General features: G+C 73.4%; 23 protein-coding genes. 16 read left to right on the top strand and 7 right to left on the bottom strand.

Annotated elements, in window-relative coordinates:
- Positions 1 to 33: 33 nt before the first annotated feature.
- The 3 genes from ASG88_RS00975 to ASG88_RS00965 are packed head-to-tail and all read right to left on the bottom strand — an operon-like array spanning position 34 to position 3,628.
- Entirely contained in the window at positions 34 to 1,422 is a 1,389-nt protein-coding gene (locus ASG88_RS00975; protein ID WP_056885536.1) for a DUF1116 domain-containing protein, read from the bottom strand.
- Positions 1,419 to 2,897: an FdrA family protein gene (locus ASG88_RS00970; RefSeq protein ID WP_056885535.1), complete on the bottom strand. Its 1,479-nt coding sequence runs from the start codon at positions 2,895 to 2,897 to the stop codon at positions 1,419 to 1,421. The genes ASG88_RS00975 and ASG88_RS00970 overlap by 4 nt, the downstream gene beginning before the upstream one ends.
- Positions 2,894 to 3,628, bottom strand: coding sequence for a DUF2877 domain-containing protein (locus ASG88_RS00965; protein WP_056885534.1), 735 nt, complete (start codon positions 3,626 to 3,628; stop codon positions 2,894 to 2,896). Before ASG88_RS00965 ends, ASG88_RS00970 begins: the two co-directional genes overlap by 4 nt.
- Before the next feature lie 79 nt (positions 3,629 to 3,707).
- On the opposite strand from ASG88_RS00965, the gene ASG88_RS00960 reads away from it, so the two are divergent.
- The 12 genes from ASG88_RS00960 (at position 3,708) to ASG88_RS00905 (ending at position 19,602) form a co-directional block, all read left to right on the top strand.
- Positions 3,708 to 4,961 (top strand): PucR family transcriptional regulator, encoded by a 1,254-nt coding sequence (locus ASG88_RS00960; protein WP_157559498.1) that lies wholly within the window; start codon positions 3,708 to 3,710, stop codon positions 4,959 to 4,961.
- Between the two features lie 143 nt (positions 4,962 to 5,104).
- Positions 5,105 to 6,475 carry a uracil-xanthine permease family protein gene (locus ASG88_RS00955; RefSeq protein ID WP_200956305.1) on the top strand — a complete coding sequence of 457 codons (1,371 nt, stop codon included), beginning with the start codon at positions 5,105 to 5,107 and terminating at the stop codon, positions 6,473 to 6,475.
- A gap of 7 nt (positions 6,476 to 6,482) precedes the next feature.
- The gene (locus ASG88_RS00950; RefSeq protein ID WP_056885532.1) at positions 6,483 to 7,337 is read left to right on the top strand and encodes an FAD binding domain-containing protein; all 855 of its coding nucleotides are present in this window, start codon (positions 6,483 to 6,485) and stop codon (positions 7,335 to 7,337) included.
- On the top strand, positions 7,334 to 7,879 hold the full coding sequence (locus tag ASG88_RS00945; RefSeq protein WP_235534669.1) for a (2Fe-2S)-binding protein: 546 nt from the start codon (positions 7,334 to 7,336) through the stop codon (positions 7,877 to 7,879). Before ASG88_RS00950 ends, ASG88_RS00945 begins: the two co-directional genes overlap by 4 nt.
- Positions 7,876 to 10,257: an aerobic carbon-monoxide dehydrogenase large subunit gene (gene cutA / locus ASG88_RS00940; protein ID WP_056885530.1), complete on the top strand. Its 2,382-nt coding sequence runs from the start codon at positions 7,876 to 7,878 to the stop codon at positions 10,255 to 10,257. Before ASG88_RS00945 ends, cutA begins: the two co-directional genes overlap by 4 nt.
- On the top strand, positions 10,254 to 10,886 hold the full coding sequence (locus ASG88_RS00935; RefSeq protein WP_056885529.1) for an SRPBCC family protein: 633 nt from the start codon (positions 10,254 to 10,256) through the stop codon (positions 10,884 to 10,886). Before cutA ends, ASG88_RS00935 begins: the two co-directional genes overlap by 4 nt.
- Entirely contained in the window at positions 10,883 to 12,277 is a 1,395-nt protein-coding gene (locus ASG88_RS00930) for an amidase (RefSeq protein WP_056885528.1), read from the top strand. The genes ASG88_RS00935 and ASG88_RS00930 overlap by 4 nt, the downstream gene beginning before the upstream one ends.
- A gap of 104 nt (positions 12,278 to 12,381) precedes the next feature.
- Entirely contained in the window at positions 12,382 to 14,481 is a 2,100-nt protein-coding gene (locus tag ASG88_RS00925; protein WP_056886001.1) for a hydantoinase/oxoprolinase family protein, read from the top strand.
- A complete protein-coding gene (locus ASG88_RS00920; RefSeq protein WP_056885527.1) occupies positions 14,481 to 16,391 on the top strand; it encodes a hydantoinase B/oxoprolinase family protein in 1,911 nt (636 codons plus the stop codon). Before ASG88_RS00925 ends, ASG88_RS00920 begins: the two co-directional genes overlap by 1 nt.
- The gene (locus tag ASG88_RS00915; protein ID WP_056885526.1) at positions 16,388 to 17,335 is read left to right on the top strand and encodes a carbamate kinase; all 948 of its coding nucleotides are present in this window, start codon (positions 16,388 to 16,390) and stop codon (positions 17,333 to 17,335) included. Before ASG88_RS00920 ends, ASG88_RS00915 begins: the two co-directional genes overlap by 4 nt.
- Positions 17,336 to 17,361: 26 nt before the next feature.
- Positions 17,362 to 18,456, top strand: a complete 1,095-nt coding sequence (locus ASG88_RS00910) for a ring-opening amidohydrolase (protein WP_056885525.1) — start codon at positions 17,362 to 17,364, stop codon at positions 18,454 to 18,456.
- Between the two features lie 63 nt (positions 18,457 to 18,519).
- The gene (locus ASG88_RS00905) at positions 18,520 to 19,602 is read left to right on the top strand and encodes a glycerate kinase (protein ID WP_056885524.1); all 1,083 of its coding nucleotides are present in this window, start codon (positions 18,520 to 18,522) and stop codon (positions 19,600 to 19,602) included.
- A gap of 12 nt (positions 19,603 to 19,614) precedes the next feature.
- On the opposite strand, the gene ASG88_RS00900 is transcribed toward ASG88_RS00905, so the two are convergent.
- Positions 19,615 to 19,947 (bottom strand): PepSY domain-containing protein, encoded by a 333-nt coding sequence (locus ASG88_RS00900; protein WP_056886000.1) that lies wholly within the window; start codon positions 19,945 to 19,947, stop codon positions 19,615 to 19,617.
- A gap of 123 nt (positions 19,948 to 20,070) precedes the next feature.
- Here ASG88_RS00900 and ASG88_RS00895 point away from each other — a divergent pair, with 123 nt between their 5' ends.
- From ASG88_RS00895 to erpA, 3 genes are all read left to right on the top strand, one after another.
- The gene (locus ASG88_RS00895; protein WP_056885523.1) at positions 20,071 to 20,748 is read left to right on the top strand and encodes a response regulator transcription factor; all 678 of its coding nucleotides are present in this window, start codon (positions 20,071 to 20,073) and stop codon (positions 20,746 to 20,748) included.
- A complete protein-coding gene (locus tag ASG88_RS00890; protein WP_157559497.1) occupies positions 20,741 to 21,970 on the top strand; it encodes a sensor histidine kinase in 1,230 nt (409 codons plus the stop codon). Before ASG88_RS00895 ends, ASG88_RS00890 begins: the two co-directional genes overlap by 8 nt.
- Before the next feature lie 90 nt (positions 21,971 to 22,060).
- The gene (gene erpA / locus ASG88_RS00885; RefSeq protein ID WP_056885521.1) at positions 22,061 to 22,423 is read left to right on the top strand and encodes an iron-sulfur cluster insertion protein ErpA; all 363 of its coding nucleotides are present in this window, start codon (positions 22,061 to 22,063) and stop codon (positions 22,421 to 22,423) included.
- Positions 22,424 to 22,481: 58 nt separating this feature from the next.
- On the opposite strand, the gene ASG88_RS00880 is transcribed toward erpA, so the two are convergent.
- On the bottom strand, positions 22,482 to 22,718 hold the full coding sequence (locus tag ASG88_RS00880) for a hypothetical protein (RefSeq protein WP_056885520.1): 237 nt from the start codon (positions 22,716 to 22,718) through the stop codon (positions 22,482 to 22,484).
- A gap of 62 nt (positions 22,719 to 22,780) precedes the next feature.
- On the opposite strand from ASG88_RS00880, the gene ASG88_RS00875 reads away from it, so the two are divergent.
- Entirely contained in the window at positions 22,781 to 23,767 is a 987-nt protein-coding gene (locus ASG88_RS00875; protein WP_056885519.1) for a carbohydrate kinase family protein, read from the top strand.
- Between the two features lies 1 nt (position 23,768).
- On the opposite strand, the gene ASG88_RS00870 is transcribed toward ASG88_RS00875, so the two are convergent.
- Both ASG88_RS00870 and ASG88_RS00865 read right to left on the bottom strand, forming a co-directional pair.
- Positions 23,769 to 24,005, bottom strand: coding sequence for a sulfurtransferase TusA family protein (locus ASG88_RS00870; RefSeq protein WP_056885518.1), 237 nt, complete (start codon positions 24,003 to 24,005; stop codon positions 23,769 to 23,771).
- On the bottom strand, positions 24,002 to 25,153 hold the full coding sequence (locus tag ASG88_RS00865; protein ID WP_235534668.1) for a cysteine desulfurase family protein: 1,152 nt from the start codon (positions 25,151 to 25,153) through the stop codon (positions 24,002 to 24,004). Before ASG88_RS00865 ends, ASG88_RS00870 begins: the two co-directional genes overlap by 4 nt.
- Positions 25,154 to 25,305: the final 152 nt, after the last annotated feature.

The raw sequence follows: 25,305 nt of genomic DNA, 5'->3' as shown, positions 1-25,305 counted from the left end.
GCCCATCCTCGCCCATCGGTGGGGCGTACGACGTCAGCGCGGCACGCGCGCCGCGAGGGCCGCCAGCGCCGCCGGGAAGATCTCCGCCGGAGGCGTGACCAGTCCGGCCCCGACCTGGCCGACGCCGGCCCGACGGCCGGCCATCCCGGTGTTGATCTGGGGCAGGATGCCGGTCCGGCAGACGCGGGTCACGTCGATGCCGCTCGGGACTCCCTGGAAGTCCAGCACGGGCACGGTCCAGCGGGGGTTCTCGCCCAGGGTGATCTCGTGCATGCGCCGCGTCGTCGCGAGGGCGTCGGGGACGGTCCCGCCGACGAGGCGCACGATGGCCGGCGCGGTCGCCATCGCGAAGCCGCCGATGCCCGCCGTCTCCGTGATCGCGGAGTCGCCGATGTCGGGGTTGGCGTCGTCGGGGCCGTAGTCGCCGAGGAAGAGTCCGTCGGCCACCTGGGCGGGTCCCGTGAACCACTCGTCACCGGTGCCGGAGACCTGGATGCCGAAGTCGGTGCCGTTGCGGGCCATGGCGACGACCATCGTCGAGCCGTCGATGTCGCGGGCGGCGTCGAGGGCGAGCTTGCAGGCGGGCATCGCCAGGTTGAGGAAGAAGTGGTCGTTGCCGCCGATGAAGCGCAACGACGCGGCGATGTCGGCGGGGTCGGCACCGCTGGTCGCCATCGCGGGCGCGAGGTCGCGCAGCAGCATCAGGGTGCCGGCGCGGTTGCGGTTGTGGGCCTCGTCGCCCATCTGGAGCATCTGGGTGAGGATCCCCGTCACGTCGACGGGGTCGCCGGCACGGACGGCGCTCCGCAGCAGCGGACCGAGCACCGCGGACATCCAGCGCAGCCGCTCGAGGACGTCCGGGCCGTAGGCGCCGTACCGCAGCACCTTGCCGAGGCCCTCGTTGAGCGAGCAGTGAGTGCGTCGGCCCGTGGCCGGGTCCTCGAGCACGAACATCCACATCGACGGGGTGACCACGCCGGCCATCGGCCCCACCGTCGCCCGGTGGTGGCAGGGCTCGAGGCTGACCCCGTCGTCGTGCTCGAAGAGCGCGACGGCGTCCTCGGGATCGTCCACCAGGCCCTCGAGCGCCGCCCCGGCCATCAGCGCACCGCGGAGCGGGCCGGAGGTGCGGTCCCACCCGATCGGTGGTCCGGCGTGCAGGAACTGGCCGCGCTCGAGCCCGAGCACCTCGGACGCCGGACCGACGTCGACGAGGGTGGCCGACACGGCGAGCATCGCGGCGAGCGCGCGGTCGTTGGCCTCCCGGCGCCGTGGGTCGGTGGCAACGGTGACGAGGTCCGCCTCGGTGCCCGTCATCGGCGGGCGCCAGTCGACGCGGGTGACCGGGACGGCCTGTCCCTCGACCGCGTCGGCGAGCAGGTCGGCGCCCACGCCGACCACGTGGGAGGGAGTGGTCGTCATGCGGGGTCCCCGATCGTCAGGGCGACCGCGCGCCGGGTGGCCGCGGCGTTGGAGAGGTGCACCTCGGCGCCGGCGTCCACGAGGGCTCGCACCTGCCGGTCGAGGTCCTGGGTGTCGTGGGCGGTGCCGACGACGGCGACCACCACGGGCTGGGCGACCTGCGCCAGCGCCGGCGCGAGCCGGGCCGCCGGGTCCGGCTCGGCCCCGTGGCCGAGGACCACGTCGAGGAGGAGCACCCCCGTCGACGGGTCGGCCGCGGTCCTGGCGAGCTCCTCGAGCCGCAGCGTCGGGTCGATCATCGGGTGGGCCCGGCCGGCCGTGAGGGCGTCGTCCCCGAAGTCGACCATCGTGTGCGCGTCGGCGGTCAGGTCGGGGCCGAGCACGAGGTCGCGGGAGAGCGGGATGTTGCTCCGGATCGGGCCGAGCGTGGCGCCGGCCACCAGCATGGCCTCGTCGCACAGGGTGCCGCCGACGAAGAGTCCACGGAGGTGACCCCCGTCGGAGGAGCGGGGATGCACCGGGAGGTGCACGGGCCACGCGGGCACGTCCGCACCCAGGCGGCGCAGCACCGACTCGGCCGCCGTGGTCAGGTCGGGTCGCCCGGGCCCCAGGAACGCGAGCTCCACCGGGGTGTCGAGCCCCGCGGCGTACGCCTCGATCTCGGCCGCGACCCCGGCCGCGGGCGGCTTGGAGACGAGCACGATCAGCTCGACGGACGGGTCCGCGTCGAGCCGGGCCAGGGCGGCCCGGGTGGAGAGCCCACCCACCGGCGCCGAGAGGTCGCGACCACCGACGCCCAGGGCGTGGCTCACCCCGACACCGGCGCGGTCGAGCAGGCAGAGCAGCTGCTGGCAACCCGTGCCGGACGCGGCCACGACGCCCACCGGCCCGGGGGACGTCGCGTTGGCGAAGCCGAGGCCGACACCCCCGACGACCGCGGTGCCGCAGTCGGGCCCCATCACGAGCACGCCGATCTCGGCGGCCGCCTGCTTGAGCGCGACCTCCTGCTCGACGGGCACGTTGTCGCTGAAGACCATCACGTCGCGTCCGGCGTCGACGGCGTCCATCGCCTCCACGAGCGCGCTGGCGCCGGGGACGGAGACCAGCACCACGCCGTCGACGGTGCCGCGGAGGGCACTCGCGGTCGTCCGGGGCGGTGCGACGCCGGCGGCGGTCGAGGGGGCTCGGGTGGTCAGCGCCGTCGTGATGGCGTCCTCGGCCGTCGCGACCACCGCGTCGGGGGCGTCGTCCGCCAGCCGGAGGGCGACGACCATCTCCTGGGGCGTGGCGTCGGCCGGGACGGCGAAGCCCATCTGGGCGAGCACCTCGAGGTTGAGCGGGGTCGCCATCGCCACCTGGGCGGTCACGATGCCGGGGATGCCCTGGATCGTGCGGCTCAGCTGCAGAAGGGCCACCGAGTCGGCGTAGGCACCCTTGCGCACCTCGACGTGGTCGCGGCTCGTCGTCGTGGTCATGCGGCCGTCCTTCCGGTGGTGGCGAGGTGCTCCCGCGCGGCGACGGCGCCGGCCAGCAGCCCGAGGCCCGAGGTGTGGCCGACGCTGGCGAGGGCGGCGGTCGCGGCCTCCTCGCCGGGGGTGCCGAGGGCGGAGACGTACGCCGCGAACTGGGGGAGCACCTCGCCCCGGAGCGCGCACTCCAGCAGCGCCGCGGAGAGCGGTGTCGTGCGCGGCAGGAGGGCCCGGACCTGCGCGTCGTGGTCGGGTGTGTCGACGCCGGCAGCACGGTGCATCGCGACCCAGCCGCAGATCACGTCGTCGCCGAGGGGCGTGAGGCCGCTACCGCGCCCGACGAGCAGCGCCGGCTGCAGGGGCGGGTGCAGGAGCACGGTCTCGAGCTCGTCCAGCCGGACCGGGGTGGTGGGAGCGACCCGGGCGGTCGCGGTGAGGCGCGGGACCGCGACGTCGACCGCGCGGCGTACGGGCAGGGCCGTCCCGTCGACCAGCAGCACCCCGTCGCGGAGGGTCACCTGGTCGCCCCGCAGGGGCGCCACCGTGGGGCCGGCGAGCCGCAGCCCGCACGGGACGAGGGCCGCGCGGACGCCGAGGACGCCGATGCAGCCGGCCCCCTCCACGTCGAGGTAGATCGCGTGGTCCCCGCGGTGCAGGACGGTCGGTGTCGAGTCGGGCAGGGCGGCGAGCCGGTCCCGGAGCCGCGGCGAGGCGCTCACGGGGAGCTCGACCGTCATGCTGGTCCACGCTAGGCGGGGGCACTACGGTTTGCCGATGTGAGGTGTTGCCAACGATCCCCACGAACAGGTGCAAGTCTTGATAGTCACTGACCCGCCGGGCCCAGGCCGCCATCCGGCCCGCTCCCTCCACGAGGCCCTCACCCGTGTCGTGGTCGACGGCGGTGACCTCGACAGCGTGGCCGCCGAGGTCGGCCGGGTCACCGGCGCCGGGATCCTGGTCACTTCGACCGACGGCCGGGTCCGGGCCGGAGCCACCGGCGGGTCCGTCGAGGCGGCGCTGGCCGACGGCGACTGGACCGACCCGAGCGGCCGGTTCCGCGTCGAGCGTGCGGCCTCGTCGCCGGCGCCGCTGGGGGCGGGGGAGGTCCGGCTGGTCCGGGTCGTCGCCGAGGGCACGGACCTGGCCCGCCTGGTGGCCTGCCGGACCTCGGCACCGTTCACCGAGCCCGAGGTCGCCGACCTCGAGCTCGCGGCGGCCATCGCCGCCCTGCTGATCACCCGCGAGCACGCGGTGACGGGGGTCGAGAACAAGTACCAGGCCGACTTCCTGCGCGACCTGCTCCTCGGGCGGCCTGCCCACGAGGCGTACGTCGAGGAGCACCTCGCCGCCTACGGGTGGGACCTGACCCGCCCCGCGGTGGTGGTCTGCGCCGAGATGGAGCCGACCGCACCCGACGAGGAGCCGGTCTCCAACCAGCAGCACCGCCAGTGGCAGCAGCGCTTCGCCCAGGCCTGGCGGCAGGTGGTCCGCGAGGTCGCGGCCGGCAGCCCGCTGGCCGACTTCTCCTCGGAGGTGGTGTGCCTGCTGTCGGTCGACGACAGCGACCCGCTCGGCCGGCAGGTCGTACGCCGCGTGGTCGAGGCCGTCGCCGGCGACAAGGGCGGCGGGAGGCGCTCGTTCACGGTCGGCGTCAGCCGCACGTCGACGTCGTGGGCGGACCTGCCGGGCGCCTACGCGCAGGCACGTCGGTCGGTGGAGATCGGTCGCCGGCTGCGGGGCCCCGGCTCGACGACGTACTTCGACGAACTCGGTGTGCACCGGCTGATCGCGCTGGTGCCGGACCACGCCGAGCTGCAGGCGTTCGCGAGCGACGTGCTGGGCCCCCTGGCCGGGACGACGACCGAGGCGACCGACCTGCGCGAGACGCTGCAGGTGCTGCTCGACACCAACTTCAACGTCGCCGAGGCGGCGCGGCTGCAGTTCTTCCACTACAACACCATGAGATACCGCGTGGGCAAGCTGGAGCGACTGCTCGGCCCCCTCTCCAGCGATCCGCACCTGCGTCTCGACGCCGCCGTCGCGCTGCGGGTCCTCGACCTCGTGCCCTAGGAATCGCGCCAACCTCTGCCACCGCGGTCGGCGTTCCTTCGGCAGTTCTCGCCCGTGAGGGTGTCTGATGGGCGCCACTACCTTGTGGAGCCACACGCGCGGTCCTCCCGGGCCGCCGGTCACGTGCCAGGGAGGGAACCCCGATGTCGATGTTCAAGTGGGACGTGGTGGACCCGGCGCCGGGAGAGGCGGTCGCACCGCACCAGAGGCTGCCGTGGGGCAAGACCGTGGGGCTCGGCGCCCAGCACGTGGTCGCGATGTTCGGGGCGACCTTCGTCTTCCCGCTGGTGATGGGGCTGGACCCCAACCTCGCGATCATGTTCTCGGGCATCTGCACGATCATGTTCCTGCTGATCTGCGCCAACAAGGTCCCCAGCTATCTCGGCACCAGCGCGTCGTTCGTCGCCAGCGTCGCCGCGATCCGCGGCCAGGGCGGCGACTCCTCCGACGTCACCGGCGCGATCCTGGTGGGCGGTCTCGTGCTCGCCCTGGTGGGCGTGCTCGTCCACGTCGCGGGTGCCCGGTGGATCCACCGCATCCTGCCGCCGGCGGTGACCGGCGCGGTGGTCATGCTGATCGGCTTCAACCTCGCTCCCGTCGTGGCCGGGATCTACTGGCCGCAGGACCAGTGGGTGGCCCTCCTCACGGCGGCCTTCATGGTCGCCGCGGCTGTGATGCTGCCGGGCTTCTGGTCCCGCATCGCCGTCTTCTTGGCCCTGATCTTCGGCTTCGTGATCTCGTGGCTCGCCGACGTGGTCCTCGGCCCCATCACCTCGGTGCTGGGCGGGGCCACCGAGGCCACGGAGCACGACCGGGTCTCGTTCGCCGGGGTCCGGGCGGCGGACTGGATCGGCCTGCCCAGCGGCGACCTCGCCGACGGGGTGTCGGTCGTCCACGGTCCGAGCTTCTCGCTGACCTTCGTCCTGCTCGTCCTGCCCGGTGTGATCGCATTGATCGCCGAGAACACCGGCCACGTCAAGGCGGTCGCCGAGATGACGGGGGAGGACCTCGACCCCTACATGGGCCGCGCGATCGGCGCCGACGGCCTCGCGACCGCGTTCGCCAGCGCCTTCGGCGGCTCGCCGACGACGACCTACGCCGAGAACATCGGGGTCATGGGGGCCACGCGCGTCTACTCGACCGCCGCCTACTACGTCGCCGCGGTGGTGGCCATCCTGCTCGGCCTGTGCCCGAAGTTCGGTGCCGTCATCAACGCGACCCCGGGCGGGGTGCTCGGCGGGATCACCGTCGTCCTCTACGGGATGATCGGCCTCGTCGGCGCCAAGATCTGGGTCGAGAACCGCGTCGACTTCGGCGACCCGCTCAACCTGGTCGGCCTCGCGGCGGGACTGATCGCGGGCATCGGCAACGTCACGCTGCAGATCACCGACGACTTCGAGCTGGGTGGCATCGCGCTCGGCACCATCCTGGTCATCGTCTTCTACCACATGGCCAACCTGCGCTCCGGCGACGACACTGGGCGCGTCAGCCAGGCCCCGTCCACGAAGGAGTAGACGTCCCGTGAAGCCGGCGCCGTTCGCCTACCACCGGCCGGGATCGACCGCGGAGGCCGTGAGGCTCCTCGCGGCCGACCCGGACGCGAAGGTGCTGGCCGGTGGGCAGTCGCTCGTCCCGCTGCTCTCGATGCGGCTGGCGGCGCCGACCGCCCTCGTCGACCTCGGCGGCATCCCCGACCTGGACTCGATCCGTGTCGATGCCGCCGGCGTCACGATCGGGGCGCTCGCGCGGCACGCCGCCGTGCTCGCCTCCGACGAGGCCGCCGACTGCCAGCCGCTGCTCCGCCTGGCCCTGCAGCACGTCGCGCACCCCACGATCCGCAACCGCGGGACGACGGTCGGCTCGATCGTGCACGCGGACCCGGCGGCCGAGATGCCGGTGGTGCTGCGCCTCCTCGGGGGGTCCGTGGCGGCGGAGGGTCCCGCCGGGCGTCGCACGGTCGAGGCGGCCGACCTCTTCGTCGGACCGCTGGAGACGTCGCTGGGCCACGACGAGGTCGCCACGTCGGCGTTCTTCCCGGCGCTCCCGGCCGGTGGGGGAGTCGCGTTCGAGGAGATCGCCCGTCGCCACGGTGACTACGCCATGGCGGGCCTCGCGGTCGTCGTACGCCGCGAGGGCGAGCAGGTCGTGGACGTGCGGGCAGGCTTCGTGTCGGTGAGCGACACCCCGGTCGTCGTCGACCTCACCGACGTCGTCACCGGCGGCGGTGACCCGGGCGAGGCCGCGCTGGCGTCCCTCGAGCCCGCGGCCGACATCCACGCCACCGCCGACTACCGCGCCCACCTCGTCGCGGTGCTGACCCGACGCGTCGTGTCCGCGGCCATCGCCGACGCGTCGTCCAGGAGCCTGACCCGATGACAGAACGCCCGATGACAGAACGCCCGACGACCGACACGCCGACGTCCGACACCGCGGGCACGCAGCGCCGCGACGTCACCCTGCGCGTCAACGGCGCCGCGCACGCGATCTCGGTCGAGCCCCGCCGCCTGCTCTCCGACGCGCTGCGACACGACTGCGGCCTCACCGGCACCCACGTGGGCTGCGAGCACGGCGTGTGTGGTGCCTGCACGGTGCTGGTCGACGGGGCGCCCGTGCGCTCCTGCCTGATGCTCGCGGTGGCCTCGGAGGACGTGGAGATCACCACCGTGGAGGGCCTCACCGGGGCCGACGACTCGCTGGGCCCGGTCCAGCAGGCCTTCGCCGACTGCCACGGCCTCCAGTGCGGCTTCTGCACCCCCGGCTTCCTCACCACGATCACGGCCGGGCTGCGGGACAACCCCACGCCCACCCGCGACGAGGCCCGCGAGATGGTCGCGGGCAACCTGTGCCGCTGCACCGGCTACCAGAACATCGTCGCCGCGGTCCTGCGCGCCGCCGAGATCCAGGGCGGTGGGTCGTGACCACCAAGCTCTTCGGGGAGAGGGTCCCCCGGGTCGAGGACCAGCGCTTCCTGCGCGGTCGCGGACGGTACGTCGACGACGTGCTCGTCGGGCCGGGCACGCTGCACGCGGCCGTGCTCCGGTCGCCGCACGCGCACGCGCGGATCCTCGACATCGACGTCTCGGCGGTCCTCGACCTCGAGGGCGTGCACGCGGTGTGGACCCACGACGACCTCGACGGCGTGATGGCCGACCCGTTGCCGCTGCTCATCCCGCACCCGGCGCTGACCCACGGCCGCACCCAGTTCGCGCTCGCGAAGGACGAGGTCAACCACGTCGGCGAGGCGATCGCCTTCGTCGTCGCCGACGACCGCTACGTCGCGGAGGACGCCGTCGACCGGATCCGGGTGACCTACGACTTCCTGCCGGCGGTGGTCGGCATCGAGGCCGCCCGGGCCGCGACGCACCTCGTGCACGACGACGTGCCGGGCAACGTCGGGGCCCGGATGGAGCAGCACCACGGCGACGCCCCGGCGGCCATCGCCACCGCGCCACGCCGGCTCTCCCTCGACCTGACGATCGAGCGCAGCTCGTGCCAGCCGATGGAGGGCCGCGGCGTCGTCGCCCGCTGGGACCCCGACACCAGCCGGCTGACGGTGTGGAGCTCCACCCAGACCTCGACCGGGGTGCGCGGGTGCGTCGCCGCCCGACTGGGCCTGGACCTCGCGCAGGTCGACGTCATCACCCCCGACGTGGGTGGCGGGTTCGGCGTCAAGATCAACCACCCGTGGCCCGAGGAGCTGCTCGTGCCGATGGCGGCGCGGGCGCTGGGCCGGCCGGTGAAGTTCACCGAGGACCGGCGCGAGCACTTCATCTCCTCCGCCCACGAGCGCGGCCAGGTGCACCACGTCGAGGTCGGCTTCGACGGCGACGGTCGGGTGCTGGGCCTCGACGTGACGTTCTGGCACGACCACGGCGCCTACTCGCCGTACGGCCTGATCGTGCCGATCATCACCGCGACCCAGCTGCTCGGCCCCTACAAGCCGGGCGCCTACCGCGTGCGGTTCGAGTCGTTGTTCACCAACACCGTGATGGTGACCCCCTACCGCGGCGCGGGCCGGCCGCAGGGCTGCTTCGTCATGGAGCGGACCATGGACGCGATCGCCGCCGACCTCGGCCTCGACCGGGCCGCGGTGCGGGCCGCCAACTTCATCCAGCCCGACGAGTTCCCCTACGACCACGGGCTGGTCTTCCAGGACGGTCGCGAGCTCGAGTACGACTCGGGCGACTACCCGGCGTCGCTGGACAAGCTCAAGGCGCTGATCGACTGGGACGGCTTCCCGGCGCTGCAGGCCGAGGCGGCGGCCCAGGGTCGCCGCATCGGCATCGGCCTCGCCTGCTACGTCGAGGGCACCGGCGTCGGCCCCTACGAGGGCGCCCACGTGCACGTGGAGACCTCCGGCAAGGTCAAGGTCGCCATCGGACTCACCACCCAGGGGCAGGGCCACGCGACCGTCTTCGCGCAGATCGTCGCCGACGAGCTCGGTGTCCCGCTCGAGGACGTCGAGGTCGTCTCCGGCGACACCCGCAAGATGCCGTACGCCGTGGGCACCTTCGCCTCGCGGGCCGCGGTGATGAGCGGCTCCGCGGTCCAGCTCGCCGCGCAGGCGGTCCGGGAGAAGGCGCTGCGGATCGCGGCCGAGGCGCTCGAGGCGGACGCCGCCGACCTCGAGATCGTCGACGGCCTCGTGCAGGTGCGCGGCACGGACGCGTCCCTCGCGCTGGGCACGGTGGCGGTGCTGTCCAACCCGCTGCGCTACGCCTTCGACGAGGCGTCCAAGGCGGCGACCCAGTTCGCCGTGGGCGACCCGGGCAGGCCGCCGGTCGCCGAGGACGACGAGCCCGGGCTTGAGGCACGCGACTTCTACTCGCCGCAACGGGCGACCTTCGCCTCCGGCATGCACGCCGTGATCGTCGAGACGGACCCCGACACCGCCGAGATCAGGATCCTGCGCTACGCCGTGGTCCACGACTGCGGCCGCATCATCAACCCGATGATCGTCGAGGGGCAGATCCACGGCGGGGTGGCGCAGGGCGTCGGCGGAGCCCTCTACGAGCGGATGGAGTACGACGACTCCGGGCAGCTGCTCAACGCGTCGTTCATGGACTTCCTGATGCCCTACGTCACCGAGGTCCCCGACACGATCGAGATCGACCACCTCGAGACGCCGTCGCCCCTCAACCGCCTCGGCATCAAGGGTGCCGGCGAGGCGGGGGTCATCCCGGGCTCGGCCGCGATCGCCGCCGCGATCGAGGACGCCGAGGGCTTCCCCATCACGGCGATGCCGATCTCGCCGTCCGAGCTGCACGCCCTGCGCCAGTCGAAGGAGACCCCATGAAGTTCGCCGGTGAGAACGTCCTGGACGCCCCCGTCGAGCGGGTCTGGGACGCCCTGCTCGACCCAGCCGTGCTGGTGAGGACCATCCCGGGCTGCTCCCGCCTCCAGGCCACCGGCGAGCACTCCTACGACCTGACCGTCACGGCGGGCGTCGCCGCGATCAAGGGCACCTACGCCGGCACCTGCCGGCTCCACGACCTCCAGGAGCACCGGTCCCTGCGGATGGTGCTCCAGGGTGCCGGGGCGCCGGGCACGATCGGCGCCGACATCGCGGTGTCCTTCGCCGACGCGGGCAACGGCACCACCACGGTCACCTACGACGCCGACGCGGTCGTCGGCGGCATGGTCGGGGGAGTGGGGCAGCGGATGCTGACGTCGGTGTCGCGCCGGATGGCGGTGGAGTTCTTCGGCAACGTCGACGCGGTCCTCGGCGGAGCCGCCCCGTCCGTCGCCGCGCCCGTGTCGCCGGCGCCGGCCGCGGGAGGGGCCGAGCCGGTCGTCGGCGCCGTCTTCACGGCGCCCGCTGCTCCCGCCTCGTCGCAGGACGACTTCCTCCGTGGTGTGGCGGTGGGGGCCGGGCTCGTCCTCGCCGGCGTCCTGGCCGGCGCCCTCCTCGGTCGCCGCCGATGACCGACCTCACGGTCGCGTCGACGGCGCGCGCCATGGCGGCCGCGGTCGCGGACCGCGAGATCTCCGCACGCGAGCTCCTCGACCTGCACCTGACGCGCATCGCCGAGCGCAACGGCGAGCTCACCGCGATCGTCTCCCTCGACGAGGAGCGCGCCCGTGCCGGGGCGGCCGCGGCCGACGAGGCCCTGGCCGCGGGTGCCGACGTGGGTCCGCTGCACGGCCTCCCGTTCGCCTTCAAGGACACCCACGCCGTGGCCGGTTGGCGCACGACCTACGGCTCCCCGCTGCGTGCCGACCACGTCCCCGAGCGGGACGAGCTGGTGGTCGAGCGCGTGCGCCGCGCGGGCGTCGTGGTGATCGGCAGGACCAACGTGCCTGAGTTCGCCGCCGGCTCCCACACCTTCAACCGGGTCTTCGGGACGACGCTCAACCCGGTCGACCCGCGGTTCTCCGCGGGCGGGTCCAGCGGGGGAGCGGCGTGCGCCCTGGCCTCGGGGATGGTGCCCCTGGCCGAGGGGTCCGACATGGGCGGCTCGCTGCGCAACCCGGCGTCGTTCTGCGGGGTCGTGGGCCTGCGGCCCTCGCTCGGCAGGGTGCCGGAGTGGCCGCACTACAACCAGTGGGAGACGACGTCGGTCGCCGGGCCGATGGCGCGCGACGTCGGCGATCTCGCCCTGCTGCTCTCGGTGCTCGCGGGTCCGGACCCGCGCGCCCCGCTCGCCCTCGGGGACCGGGGCTCGGCCTTCGCCCCGCCCGTGACCGGACACCTGCTGGGTCTCCAGGTCGCCCTGAGCGTCGACCTCGGCGGCGCCTTCGAGGTCGACGACCGCGTCGCCGCCGTCGTGGAGGAGGCCGGTCGGACCATCGCCCACCAGGGGGCGCAGGTCTCGGGTGCCCACCCCGACCTGTCCCTGGCCGACGACACCTTCCGCACGCTGCGCGCGTGGCACCTGCAGGCCAAGCTCGGGCCCCTGCTCGCCGACCACCCGGACGGCTTCAAGCAGTCCCTCGCCGACAACATCCGCCTCGGGGCGGGCCTGACCGGCGCCGACGTCGCCCGCGCCTACACGCAGCGCACGGCGCTCGCCGAGACGATGCGCCTCTTCTTCCAGCAGTACGACGTGCTGGTGCTGCCTGTCTCGCAGGTGCCGCCGTTCCCCGCGGACCAGGAGTTCCCCACCGAGATCAACGGCCGGCCGATGGAGACCTACCTCGACTGGATGCGCTCGGCGTACTTCATCAGCGTCACCGGCTGCCCGGCCATCTCGCTGCCGGCCGGGCACACGCCCGAGGGGTTGCCGGTGGGGATCCAGGTGGTGGCACCGCACGGCGCCGACCGCCGGCTGCTGGAGATCGCCTCGGCGTTCGAGGCGGCACGCCGCGCCACCTGAGCCCGTGCCCGGCATTGCGCTGGCATGACCTGACAGCCCGGAGCCGATCCGTCGGCAACATGTGACCTCGCCCGGCGGCGTACGCGGTCGTTTGAATGGTCCGCATGCCCCCAGCACCCCGGCGCATCCGGATCGGCATCGACACCGGCGGCACCTTCACCGACGTGGTCGCCCTCGACGAGGACAGCGGGGAGATGGTCACGACCAAGACCCCCTCGACGCCCGCCGACCCGGCCGACGGGTTCATGGCCGGGATCGACAAGGTCCTGGACCTCCTCGACCTGCCGCGGGGCAGCGGCGACGCGGTCACGGCGGTCAGCCACGGCACCACGGTCGCCACCAACCAGCTGCTCGAGGGCAAGGTCGAGGCGCTGGGGTTCATCACCAGCGAGGGCTACGACGCGATGCTCGAGATCGCGCGGCAGTCCGTGCCCGACGGCTACGGCAACTCCTACTTCTGGGTCAAGCCGCCCCGCATCGTCCCGCGCGACCTCGTGAAGGGTGTCGGCGGGCGCCTCGACTTCACCGGCGCGGAGGTGCGCCCCTTCGACGAGGAGGACGCCCGCCGGGTGGCGCGCTGGTTCCGGGCGCGCGGCATCGACACCCTCGGGGTCTGCTTCCTGCACTCCTACGCCAACCCCGACCACGAGGAGCGGATGCGCGCGATCCTGCGCGAGGAGCACCCCGAGGCGGTCGTCTCGCTGTCCAGCGAGGTGCTGCGCGAGTACCGCGAGTACGAGCGGGCGATGACGACCCTCGTCGACGCGGCCGTGAAACCCCGCCTGAGCCGCTACGTCGCCAACATCAGCCGGCGCCTCGAGCAGTACGGCGGCCGCAAGGTGCCGTTCTACGTGATGAAGTCCAACGGCGGCGTGCTCTCCGCCGACGAGGTGGTGCACCAGCCCATCACCACCGTGCTGTCCGGCCCCGCCGCCGGAGCGCTCGGTGCCGCGCTGATCGCCCAGGTGGCGGGCTTCGACCGGGTCCTGACCAGCGACGGCGGCGGCACCTCGACCGACGTCTCGGTCGTCATCGACGGCGAGCCCACGCTCACCACCGAGGGCTCCGTCGGCGCCTTCCCGTCCAAGATCCCCATGATCGACGTCGTCACCGTCGGCGCCGGCGGCGGCTCCATCGCCTGGCTCTCGCCCGAGGGCACGCTCAAGGTCGGCCCCCGGTCGGCCGGGGCCGACCCCGGCCCGATCTGCTACGCCCGGGGCGGTCGCGAGGTCACCATCACCGACGCGCACGTCATGCTGGGCCGCATCCCACCGCACCTGCTGGGGGGCGAGATCCCGCTCGACGCCGCCGCGGCCCGGGCGGGGGTCGAGGCGCTGGCCACCGAGCTCGGCATGTCGCCCGAGGCCTGCGCCACCGGGGTGCTCGAGATCTCCGCCTGGAACCAGGCCAACGCGCTGCGCCAGGTCACGGTCAAGCGAGGACTCGACGTCCGCGACTTCACCCTGACCACGTTCGGCGGCTCCGGGTCGCTGCTGCTGTGCCGGCTCATGGACGTCCTCGGGATCCCCACCGTCCTGGTGCCGCCCAACCCCGGCAACGTGTCGGCGTTCGGGCTGCTCACCGTCGACGTCAAGAACGACTACGTGCAGACCCACGTCACCCTCCACCAGGCGCTCGACGTCACGACCGTGCAGGCGGCGTACGACGCCCTCACGACGCGGGCGCGCACGGCACTGGTCAAGGAGGGCTTCGCCCCCGAGGTGCACCGGTTCGTCCGGACGGCCGACGTCCGCTACTTCGGGCAGGCGTTCGAGGTGCGCGTCGGAGTGCCCGACGGCCCGCTCGACGCGGACGCGCTCGCCGAGGTCGCCCGGCGGTTCCACGCCGAGCACCGTGCCCTCTACGGCTACGACTTCTCCGGCGACGGCTCGCAGCAGGTCGAGTGGGTCAACCTCAGGGTCTCGGGGATCGGGCCGATCACCCGCCCGGAGATCCGCACGGCGGAGGAGGCCCCGACCCCGCTCGACGCGACTGCCGGGGAAGCGGCGTCGAGACCGGTCTGCTTCGAGGCGGCGGACGGCTACGTCACCACGCCCGTGCTGTGGCGACCCGACCTGCGTCCGGGACACGTCGTCCGGGGGCCGGTGATCATCGAGGAGTTCGGCTCGACGGTCCCCGTCCACCCCGGCTTCACCGCCCGGGTCGACGACCACCTCAACATCATCGTCACCAAGGAGGCGTGATGAGCCGCCGCGTGCCCACCCGGTTCCCCTACGGGATGCTCACCGACGACGCCGGCGCGAGCGCCGACCCGGTCCTGGTGGAGATCGTCCAGGGGTCGCTGGCCAGCGTGGAGCTGGAGGTCGAGACCGCCATCGGCCGGACGAGCCGCAGCCCGATGATCCGCGACGCGCACGACTTCCGCGCCGGCATCCACGACCGGCTGCTCCGCAAGCTCACCGGCCGGTCCTACTCCGCGCTCGTGCACCCGGTGGCCCGCGACTTCCCGATCGAGGAGATGCGCGAGGGGGACGTGTTCTTCCACAACGACGTCTACCGCTCCGAGGGCGGCATCGGCCACCTCCCCGACCTGTGCGTCACCGTCCCGGTCTTCTCGGGCGGCCGCGTCGTCGCGTTCGTCCAGGCCTTCGGCCACCACGACGACATCGGCGGCGCCGTGCCGGGCTCGATGCCCAGCCACGCCACCAGCGTCTTCGAGGAGGGGCTGATGGTGCCGCCCATCCGGCTGTGGGACGCCGGCGTGCCCAATCGCGCGGCGCTGGCGATCATGACCCGCAACTCCCGGATGCCCGAGTCGCTCGCGGCCGACCTCGACGCCGAGTGCTCGGCGTGCCTGATGGGCGCGCGCCGGCTCGGGGAGCTCTTCGAGCGGTACGGCGTCGACGCCGTCGAGTCGTGCTTCGACGCGATCCTCGACCGCACCACCACGACGTACCGTCGCGAGATCCTCAGCCAGGTCCCCGTGGGCTCGTGGACCTGGGAGGACTACGCCGAGCACGACGGGGTCGACGAGCCGCGGCTGCACACGCAGCGCATCACGCTCACCCGCACCGCGGCCGACGATCCCGACGGCGAGCGGCTGGTCCTGGACTTCGACGGCACCGGCCCGCAGGCGAAGGGCCCGATCAACCACTGCGGCGACTACAGCGACGGCGTGTTCCTCAAGAAGTGGCTGGCGCCGATCCTGCGCAACCTGGCCGAATCTCCCGAGCGGATGGCCGAGCTCGACGTCAACGAGGGCGTCGTGCCGCTCATCGAGATGCGCTTCCCCGAGCCCGGGACGCTGCTGACGCCGGTCTTCCCGGCGCCGACCAACGCCCGCACCTTCGTCATCCTCCGGTTGCTCGGCGTGCTCGCAGGCGTGGTCGCCAAGGCGGTCGACGGCAGGATGCCGGCCGACCAGGAGACGATCCGCTACACCGGGGTCTACGGCGAGGACCGCGACGGGCGCCCCTACCTCATGCGCGAGGTGCTGGGCGGCGGCTCCGGGGGCCGCTACTACGCCGACGGCGAGGACACCATCCACGTCGTCCCCGACTCCCGCAACCTGCCGACCGAGTTCACCGAGGCGCGCTTCCCCTTCCTCGTGGAGTCGCTCGGGCTGGCCATGGACTCCGGCGGCGCCGGCGAGCACCGCGGCGGCCTCGGCTACGAGAAGCACATCCGGATGCTCAAGGACGGTCACTTCATGTCGATCGCCGACCGCTCGATCCTGGCGTGCTGGGGCGTCCGGGGCGGCCGGGCGGGCAGGCCGTTCGAGGTCACCATCGACCCCGGTGGGCCGCACGAGCGCCAGGTCGACGCCCTCGCCGACGACGAGCCGGTGCGCGCCGGCGAGGTCATCCGGATCCGTACGACGGGTGGTGGCGGCTGGGGCGACCCGCTGGTCCGCGACCCGGCCCTGGTGGTCCGCGACGTCGTCTGGCGCAAGGTGTCGCCGGAGGCGGCGCTGGCCGACTACGGGGTGGTGCTCACCGGGACCCTCGACGACGACTCGCTGGGCCACGACGCCGGGGCGACGGCCGCCGAGCGGGCCGGCCGCACCCGGGGGGACGAGGCCTTCTTCGACCGTGGTCCGGGCTACGAGCGGCTCTCGGGCGGCGCCGCCTCCGCGGAGGTGGACCACCTGTGAGGGCGCTGCTCGCGCTCGGCGGCAACGCCATGACCAGCCCCGACGGCCGGGCGCGCCCGGAGGACCAGATCGCCGCGGCCGAGACGGCGATGGAGGCGGTGGCCGACCTCGTCGCCGCCGGGGTCGACGTCGTGGTGACCCACGGCAACGGCCCGCAGGTGGGCAACCTGCTGGTCAAGAACGAGCTCGCCGCGGCCGTGGTGCCCCCGGTGCCCCTGGACTGGTGCGGCGCGCAGACGCAGGCGACCCTCGGCTTCGTGCTCATGGACGCGCTCGACGCGGCGCTGGCGCGCCGCGGGGTCGCGCGGCGCAGCGCCGCCGTGGTCACCCGGACCCTCGTGGACGCGGACGACGCGGGCTTCCGGACGCCGACCAAGCCCATCGGTCGCTACCTGCCCGCCGAGGAGGCGCGGCTCCTGGTCGACCACGGGGAGACGTGGCAGGACCGGGGTGCCAAGGGCTGGCGCCGCGTGGTGGCCTCGCCCGAGCCGCTGGAGGTCGTCGACGCCCCGGCGGTGCACGCCCTCGTCGTGGCCGGCTTCGTCGTGATCGCCAACGGGGGCGGCGGCATCCCCGTCGTACGCCGCGACGACGGCACGCTCACCGGCGTCGAGGCCGTCATCGACAAGGACCTCGGGGCCGCCCTGCTGGCGCGGTCGATCACCGTCGACGTGCTCGTCATCGCGACGGACGTGTCCCACGCCGTGCTGCGCTTCGGCACCCCCGAGGCGACACCCGTCGGCCGCGTCACGGTGGGGGAGATGCGCGCGCTGGCCGCCGAGGGCCACTTCGCGAGCGGGTCGATGGGCCCCAAGGTCGACGCCGCCTGCCGCTTCGTCGAGCAGGGCGGTGGGCGCGCCGCCATCACCAGCCTGGCCCACATCGTCGAGGCGGTGACCGGCGACCCGACCGGCGGCGCCGGGACCGTCGTCGTACCGAACTGAAGCTCCCACCCGAAAGGAACCGATCCATGCCCAGTGCCATCGAAGTCCGCAAGGTCCCGATCCACTCCGTCGCCGACGCCAGCGAGCTCGCCCAGCTGATCGACGACGGCGTGATGGCGGCCGACCGCGTGATCGCCATCATCGGCAAGACCGAGGGCAACGGTGGGGTCAACGACTACACGCGCATCATCGCCGACCGGGCCTTCCGCGAAGTCCTGGTCGCGAAGGGGGCGGCCGCGGAGCAGGTCGCGCAGGTGCCGATCGTGTGGTCCGGCGGCACCGACGGGGTCATCAGCCCGCACGCCACGATCTTCGCGACCACCGACGCCGAGCCCACCGAGGAGTCGAGGCTGACAGTCGGGTTCGCGATGAGCGAGGTGCTGATGCCCGAGGACATCGGCCGGGTCGCGATGGTCACCAAGGTGGCCGACGCGGTGCGGGTCGCCATGGAGAAGGCCGGCATCACCGACGTCGCCGACGTCCACTACGTCCAGACCAAGACCCCGCTGCTGACCGTGCACACGATCCGCGACGCCAAGTCGCGCGGCAAGACGGTCTGGACCGAGCACACCCACGAGTCGATGGACCTCTCCAACGGTTGTACGGCTCTGGGCATCGCGGTGGCGCTCGGCGAGATCGAGATGCCGACCGACGAGGACGTCATGCACGACCGGTCGCTGTTCTCGGCGGTCGCGTCGTGCTCGTCGGGCGTCGAGCTCGACCAGGCCCAGGTGGTGGTCGTCGGCAACGCCACCGGCGTCGGCGGGCGCTACCGCGTCGGCCACTCGGTGATGAAGGACGCCCTCGACGCCGACGGCATCTGGGACGCGATCCGCTCCGCCGGTCTCGAGCTGCCCGAGCGACCGCACCACACCGATCTCGACGGTCGGCTGGTCAACGTCTTCCTCAAGTGCGAGGTCTCCCAGGACGGCCAGGTCCGCGGCCGGCGCAACGCCATGCTCGACGACTCGGACGTGCACTGGCACCGACAGATCAAGTCGTGCGTGGGCGGCGTGACGGCTGCGGTCACGGGCGACCCGGCGGTCTTCGTGTCGGTGTCCGCGGCCCACCAGGGCCCCGACGGCGGCGGCCCGGTCGCGGCGATCGTCGACCTGGGGTAGTCCCGGCGACTCGGCGCGACGCCGCCGTGCGCGGGCAGCGGTGGCATGCGACAGGATGGCCGCATGCGCGTGCTCATCGCGCCGGACAAGTTCTCCGGCACCCTGACCGCGGTCGAGGCCGCCGAGGCGATCGCGACCGGGTGGGCCAGGCACGCGCCCGACGACGTCCTCGACCTGGCGCCGATGGCCGACGGCGGTCCCGGCTTCGTGGACGTCCTGCACGCGGCCCTCGGCGGCGAGCTGCTCGCCGTCACCGTCGAGGCGCCCCACGGCGAGCAGGTGCCCGCGACGGTCCTGTTCGTCGAGGACGTCGCCTACGTCGAGACCGCGCAGGCGGTCGGGCTGCACCTCATCGACGGGGGAGTGGAGTTCGCCAGCAGCAACGGCGTCGGTGAGCTGCTGATCGCCGCGGTCGAGAGCGGGGCGTCGACGGTCGTGGTCGGGCTGGGCGGCTCCGGCACCAACGACGGCGGTGCCGGCGTGCTGGCGGCGCTGGGTGCCCTCTCCGACGGCATCCTCGACAGCGGGGCCATCGCCCTCGACACCGTCACGACCGTCGACCTCGCCCCGGCCCGCGAGCGGCTCGCCGGCGTCACCCTGGTGGCCGCCACCGACGTCGACAACCCCCTCACCGGTCTCTTCGGCACCACCAAGTCGTTCGGCCCCCAGAAGGGCATCCCCGAGGAGGAGGTCGCCCGGATCGACGGGTGGCTGGAGGCGTTCGCGGCCGTCACCGACCGGCGTACGTCGCTGGAGAAGGGCGCCGGCGCCGCCGGCGGCATCGGCTACGCCCTCCTGGTCCTCGGTGCCCGCCGCGAGCCCGGCATCGCGCTGGTCGCCGAGCACGTCCGGCTCCTCGAGCGGGCCCGCCGGGCCGACCTGGTGATCACCGGCGAGGGCGCGTTCGACTTCTCCAGCCGCTCCGGCAAGGTCCCGTACGGCGTCGCCGAGATCGCCGCGGAGGCCCTGCGGCCGTGCGTTGCGCTGGCCGGCCAGGTGCTGGTCGGGTCCCGCGAGATGCGGGCGCTGGGGATCGAGTCGGCCTACTCCCTGGTCGACCTGGTGGGGGAGGAGCGCGCGTTCGCGGACCCCTCCGGAGCGCTGAGCGACCTCGCCGAGCGGGTCGCCCGCACCTGGTCGCGCTGACGGGGACCGACGTCAGTCGTCGGTGCCGGACTCCTCGTCACCGCGCTCGGACTCGGTGCCGACGACGGTGAAGTCCTCGTCGAGCTGGACGTCCACCTGCGTCCCGTCGTCCAGGGTGACCTCCACCTCGTACCAGCTCTCCTCGTCCTCCACCTCGGTCCCGGTCACCTCGCCGCCGCCGGTCTCGGCCAGCGCCGCGTCCTCGGCCTGCTGGAGCTCCGGTCCGGGGATCGGCCTCTCGGAGGCGTCGTCGTCGCCGACCCCGCCCGCGATCGCGACACCTCCGCCGGCGAGGACGAGGGCGGCTGCCGTGGCCCCGGCGAGGGCGATCTTCTTGCGGTTCATGTCGGTCTCCTCGGTGTGGTGGCGTGCTCCGACCATCGTGCCCCGCCGATGTTGAAGCCACGCTGAACCCTTCGTCAGCCCGCCTTCAGCGCACGTTCAGCCCGGCCGTGCCACGGTGTTGGCATGCGCATCCTGGTGGTCGAGGACGACACGCGGGTCGCGCGCGCACTCAAGCGGGGGCTGGAGGGCGAGGGGTTCGCCGTGGACGTGGCGTCGACGGGTGAGGACGGCCGCTGGCTGGCCGGGGAGAACCCGTACGACGCGCTCGTGCTCGACGTGATGCTCCCGGGCCTGAGCGGACTGGAGCTCTGCGCCACCCTCCGTGACGCCGGCAACTGGACGCCTGTGCTGATGCTGACCGCGCAGGACGCCCCCGACGACGAGGCGCGGGCCCTCGACGGGGGAGCCGACGACTTCCTCAGCAAGCCTTTCTCGTACGCCGTCCTGGTCGCGCGGTTGCGTGCGCTCCTGCGCCGCGGTGGTGGCTCGCGCCCGACCGAGCTGGTCGCGGGGGACCTGCGGCTCGACCCCGCGGCCCACCAGGTCTGGCGCGGCGGCACCGAGGTGCCGCTCACCCCGCGGCAGTTCTCGCTGCTCGAGTTCTTCATGCGGCGCCCGGGGGAGGTGCTGCCCAAGTCCGAGATCCTCGAGCACGTGTGGGACTTCGCGTTCGAGGGGGACCCCAACATCGTCGAGGTCTACGTGCGTCAGCTGCGGCAGCGGATCGACATCCCCTTCGGCCGGACGTCGCTCCAGACGGTGCGCCTCGCCGGGTACCGGTTGGACGCCCAGGGTGGCTGAGCGCGGGTCCGGACGACTGCGGCGGCGGTTGACCGGGGTCGCCGCCCTGGTGCTCGCCGTCATCCTCGTGCTGGCCTCCGTGCTCATCGTGCTGGTCTTCCAGCGCTCGGTCGGCGCCGCCGCCGACGACCTGTCCCGGACCCGGGCGCTGGACGTCGCGGCCGCGCTGGAGGCGGGGTCCCTCACCCCGGTGCTGACCGACGTCGGGGACGACTCCGTCGCCCAGGTCGTGGGATCCGGCGACCGCGTGCTGGCCGCGTCGGCCAACCTCGGGGACTCAGGCCCGATCACCGGCCTCGCCCCGGAGGGCGGCGGACCCGAGGCGTACGACCTCGAGGACGTGCGCGACGACGACGAGACGGAGGACTTCCGGGTCTGGGCGGTCACCGCCCGCGGTCCGGCCGGTCCGGCCGTCGTCTACGTCGGGCACAGCACGGAGGCGACCGGCGAGACGGTGGCGAGCCTGGTGGGCGCCCTCGCCCTGGGCCTGCCCCTGGTCCTCCTCGCCGCGACCGGCCTGCTGTGGATGCTGATCGGCCGGACCCTGCGCCCGGTCGAGGAGGCGCACGCACGGCAGCGGGCGTTCGTGGCCGACGCGGCCCACGAGCTGCAGAGCCCACTGGCGGCGTACCGCACCACGCTCGAGGTCGGTCTCGAGGGTGGAGGATCCACCGACTGGCCGGACACCGCACGATTGCTCCTCGCGGACGGCACGCGGATGGAGCAGCTGGTGCGGGACCTCCTCTACCTGGCCCGTCAGGACGAGGGGCCCGCGCTGCACCGCCTGGTCGACCTCGACGACGTGGTGCTCGAGGAGGCCCGTCGGTTGCGGTCGAGTGCCCGCGTGGAGATCGACACGTCGGGGGTGAGCGCCGCGCCGGTCCACGGTTCCTCTGGTGATCTGGGTCGTCTGGTCCGCAACCTGCTGGCCAACGCCGACCGGCACGCGACCACCCGGGTCACGGTGAGCCTGGGCGCGGACGCCGACGCGGGGACGGTCCGGCTCGTGGTGGCCGACGACGGCCCGGGCGTGCCGCCCGACCAGCGGGACCGGGTCTTCGACCGGTTCTTCCGCGGCGACGAGGCCCGCGCGCACGACGACGGCAGCACGGGTCTCGGCCTCGCGATCGTGCGGTCGGTGGCCGAGCAGCACGCGGGCACCGCCACCCTCGAGGCCGGAGGTCCGGGAGCCGTGTTCGTGGTCGAGCTCCCCAGCGCCTGACCCCGTGCTCACCGGTCAGGGGGAATAACCCGACGTGTGCGACCATTGGTGCTGGTAACCCGCTTTGATTCGACTTCTGAGGAGCACCGCATGACCGAGCAGGTCGAGACCGCCACTGACCGCCGCACCGACCAGATCAACCTGAGCGATGTCGCCGCAGGCAAGGTCAAGAGCCTCCTCGAGCAGGAGGGCCGCGATGACCTGGCCCTGCGCATCTCCGTGCAGCCCGGTGGCTGCTCGGGCCTGCGCTACCAGCTCTTCTTCGACGAGCGCACCCTCGACGGCGACGTCACCACCGACTTTGACGGCGTGACCGTCGTCGTCGACCGGATGAGCGTCCCCTACCTCAACGGCGCCATGATCGACTTCGTCGACTCGATCGAGAAGCAGGGCTTCACGATCGACAACCCCAACGCGACCGGCTCCTGCGCCTGTGGAGACTCCTTCCACTGACCTCGAGCACGACGAAGGGCCCCCGCCGATGGCGGGGGCCCTTCGTCGTACGTGCCGGTCAGCGCCCGTAGAGCGCCTCGGCAAGGCGGGCGGCCGCCTCGCTGACCCGGATGTCGCGCTTGGCGACCTCGCGCGGGTAGTCCTCGTAGCGGATGCTCGGCGCGGCGGAGACCGCGGCCCGCGCGGCGTGCTCGAGGCGCAGGTTGCGGCTGGTCGCGCGGCAGTCGGCGGCCATCTCGCTCGTGCTCGCGAGGTCGGCGTGGGTCAGGCGTGCGGCGCTGTCGGGAGACGTCATGCGGCCGACGCTAGGGGCTACCGAAGGGTATCCCCAGCCGTACCCGGGGGTAGTGTTCGCGCGTGCCTCTGCTGATTGCCGGATCCATCGCGACCGACCATCTGATGTCCTTCCCGGGGAAGTTCTCCGACAGCCTGGTCGTCGACCAGCTCGACAAGCTGTCGGTCTCCTTCCTGGTCGAGGAGCTGGAGGTGCGCCGCGGCGGGTGCGCCGCCAACATCTGCTTCGGACTGGGCAACCTCGGCCTCCGGCCCGTGCTCATCGGCGCGGTCGGCGAGGACTTCGCGGAGTACCGCGCCTGGCTGGAGCGGCACAACGTCGACTGCACCGCCGTCCACATCTCGCAGACCCGGCACACGGCCCGCTTCGTGTGCACCAACGACTCGGCGCACGCCCAGATCGCGTCGTTCTACGCCGGCGCCATGAGCGAGGCCCGCGAGATCGAGCTCAAGCCGATCGTCGACCGCGTCGGGACCCCCGACTTCGTGCTCATCGGCCCGGACGACCCGCAGGGCATGCTGCGCCACACCGACGAGTGCCGCCAGCGCGGCTACCGCTTCGTCGCCGACCCGTCCCAGCAGCTCGCGTTCGGTGACGGCGACCTCATCCGCCCGCTCATCGACGGCGCCGAGATCCTCTTCTCCAACGAGTACGAAGCCAGCCTGATCATCCAGAAGACCGGCTGGTCGGCCGAGGAGGTCCTCGACCGCGTCGGCACCTGGGTCGTCACCCTCGGCGCCGCGGGCGTCCGCATCGACCGCAAGGGCGAGGAGTCCATCACGGTCGGCGCGGTCCCCGAGATCGAGAAGGTCGAGCCGACCGGCGTCGGCGACGCCTTCCGGGCCGGCTTCCTCGCCGCCCTCGGCTGGGGCCTCGGCCTCGAGCGCGCCGCGCAGCTGGGCTGCCTGCTGGCCGTCCACGTCGTCGAGCAGGTCGGCACCCAGGAGTACACGCTCTCGCGGGCCGCCTTCCTGCGGCGGCTGGAGGCGACGTACGGCGCGGACGCCGTCAGCGACGTCGAGCCGCACCTGCGCACGCTGCACCCGTGACTCAGACCACCCGCCGCACGAGGTAGCGCGGCGCGCCGTCGTCGGCGACGTCCTCGCCGACGTACTCCTGCTCCCGCATCCGGCACCACGCCGGGACGTCGACGCGCGCGGCGGGGTCGTGGGCCACGACGGCGAGCACCTGCCCCGGTGCGACGTCGTCGAGGTGGCGGGCCAGCTCGATGATCGGCATCGGGCAGCGCAGGTCGCGGCAGTCGAGCTCGAGGTCCGGGACGCTCACAGGCCGACCCTCGCACGGATGTCGCGGACCACGCCGGGCAGCACGTCGCAGAAGGCGTCGACCTGCGCGCGGGTGGCGTCCCGCTGCAACGAGAGGCGGACGTTGCCGTGGGTGAGCACGCCCATCGCCTCGAGCACGTGGCTCGGTGCCAGTGTCGACGACGTGCACGCCGAGCCGCTGGCGATGCCGAAGCCGCGACGGTCGAGCTCGTGGACGAGGGCCTCGCCGTCGACGTACAGGCAGGAGAAGGTCACCAGGTGGGGGAGTCGGGCGACGGGGTCCCCGACCACCTCCACGTCCGGCACCTCGGCGGCGACCCGGCGGCGTACGCCGTCCACGAGCGCGTGGTGGCGGGCGTTGACCTCGTCGCGCTCGGCCACCACCGCCTGGAGAGCCGCGGCGGCGGCCAGTGCGGCGGGGACGTTCTCGAAGCCGGAGGACCGCTCGTCCACCCGGTCGTCGCCGGGGAAGGGGCTGCGCCAGCGCGTGCCCTTGCGGACCAGGAGCACGCCCACCCCGGCCGGGCCGCCCCACTTGTGGGCGGAGCCTGCGGCCGCCGCCCATCCGCCGGGCAGGGGCAGGCGGCCCATCGAGGCGCAGGCGTCGGTGAAGAGGGGGACGTCGTGGGGGAGCTCGAGCTCGCCGACGGGCTGGGCGGTGCCGACCTCGTGGTTGGCGGTCTGGAGGGCCACGACGCCGACCTCCGGCGCGATGGCGCCCAGGAGCTCGTCCCCGCGGACCCGGCCGAGGCGGTCACACCCGACGGACACGCCCCGGGCGCCCCACGCCACCGCGTGCAGGACCGCGGAGTGCTCCACCGCGGAGTGGACGACGACGTCCCCGCGCCGCGACCCCTTCACGAGGCCGAGCAGGCCCCGGTGGACGGCGTCGGTGCCGCTGCCGGTGAAGGTCACCTCGTCCGCCCGTACGCCGAGCGCGTCGGCCGTCGCCTCCCGGGCGTTGTCGAGCAGCAGCCGGGCGTCGCGGGCCCGGCCGTGGAGGCGTCGCGGGTCGGCGTACCCCCGGTCGAGTGCCGCCAGCAGGACTTCCCGCGCGGCCGGGTGCAGGGACGTGGACGAGGCCGCGTCCAGGTCGATGGACCGGCCGTCGTCCGGCCCGCTCGGGCCGGCACCGGACGGGTTGCTCACGCGCCGAACCTAGACCATCGCCCCGACGGTCCCCGTCCTGCGGCGGATGTGCGCGCCGACACCCCACCCGCCCCACCCACACGACCTGATTGGAGATAGTGTTCGCACAGTCGAGACTGACCGAAAGAGAGGCTCGTTCGTGGGTCTGCAAC

Origin of the sequence: Nocardioides sp. Soil777 (assembly GCF_001428425.1) — a bacterium.
Taxonomy (GTDB): Bacteria; Actinomycetota; Actinomycetes; order Propionibacteriales; family Nocardioidaceae; genus Nocardioides; species Nocardioides terrigena.
This window is presented reverse-complemented; position numbering and strand designations above follow the sequence as displayed.

Bases quoted from the DNA above. Each gene is read 5' to 3' on its own strand.
- ASG88_RS00975 (WP_056885536.1), bottom strand. From the start codon at position 1,422: ATGACGACCACTCCCTCCCACGTGGTCGGCGTGGGCGCCGACCTGCTC.
- ASG88_RS00970 (WP_056885535.1), bottom strand. From the start codon at position 2,897: ATGACCACGACGACGAGCCGCGACCACGTCGAGGTGCGCAAGGGTGCC.
- ASG88_RS00965 (WP_056885534.1), bottom strand. From the start codon at position 3,628: ATGACGGTCGAGCTCCCCGTGAGCGCCTCGCCGCGGCTCCGGGACCGG.
- ASG88_RS00955 (WP_200956305.1), top strand. From the start codon at position 5,105: ATGTCGATGTTCAAGTGGGACGTGGTGGACCCGGCGCCGGGAGAGGCG.
- ASG88_RS00945 (WP_235534669.1), top strand. From the start codon at position 7,334: ATGACAGAACGCCCGATGACAGAACGCCCGACGACCGACACGCCGACG.
- ASG88_RS00935 (WP_056885529.1), top strand. From the start codon at position 10,254: ATGAAGTTCGCCGGTGAGAACGTCCTGGACGCCCCCGTCGAGCGGGTC.
- ASG88_RS00930 (WP_056885528.1), top strand. From the start codon at position 10,883: ATGACCGACCTCACGGTCGCGTCGACGGCGCGCGCCATGGCGGCCGCG.
- ASG88_RS00925 (WP_056886001.1), top strand. From the start codon at position 12,382: ATGCCCCCAGCACCCCGGCGCATCCGGATCGGCATCGACACCGGCGGC.
- ASG88_RS00920 (WP_056885527.1), top strand. From the start codon at position 14,481: ATGAGCCGCCGCGTGCCCACCCGGTTCCCCTACGGGATGCTCACCGAC.
- ASG88_RS00910 (WP_056885525.1), top strand. From the start codon at position 17,362: ATGCCCAGTGCCATCGAAGTCCGCAAGGTCCCGATCCACTCCGTCGCC.
- ASG88_RS00905 (WP_056885524.1), top strand. From the start codon at position 18,520: ATGCGCGTGCTCATCGCGCCGGACAAGTTCTCCGGCACCCTGACCGCG.
- ASG88_RS00900 (WP_056886000.1), bottom strand. From the start codon at position 19,947: ATGAACCGCAAGAAGATCGCCCTCGCCGGGGCCACGGCAGCCGCCCTC.
- ASG88_RS00895 (WP_056885523.1), top strand. From the start codon at position 20,071: ATGCGCATCCTGGTGGTCGAGGACGACACGCGGGTCGCGCGCGCACTC.
- erpA (WP_056885521.1), top strand. From the start codon at position 22,061: ATGACCGAGCAGGTCGAGACCGCCACTGACCGCCGCACCGACCAGATC.
- ASG88_RS00880 (WP_056885520.1), bottom strand. From the start codon at position 22,718: ATGACGTCTCCCGACAGCGCCGCACGCCTGACCCACGCCGACCTCGCG.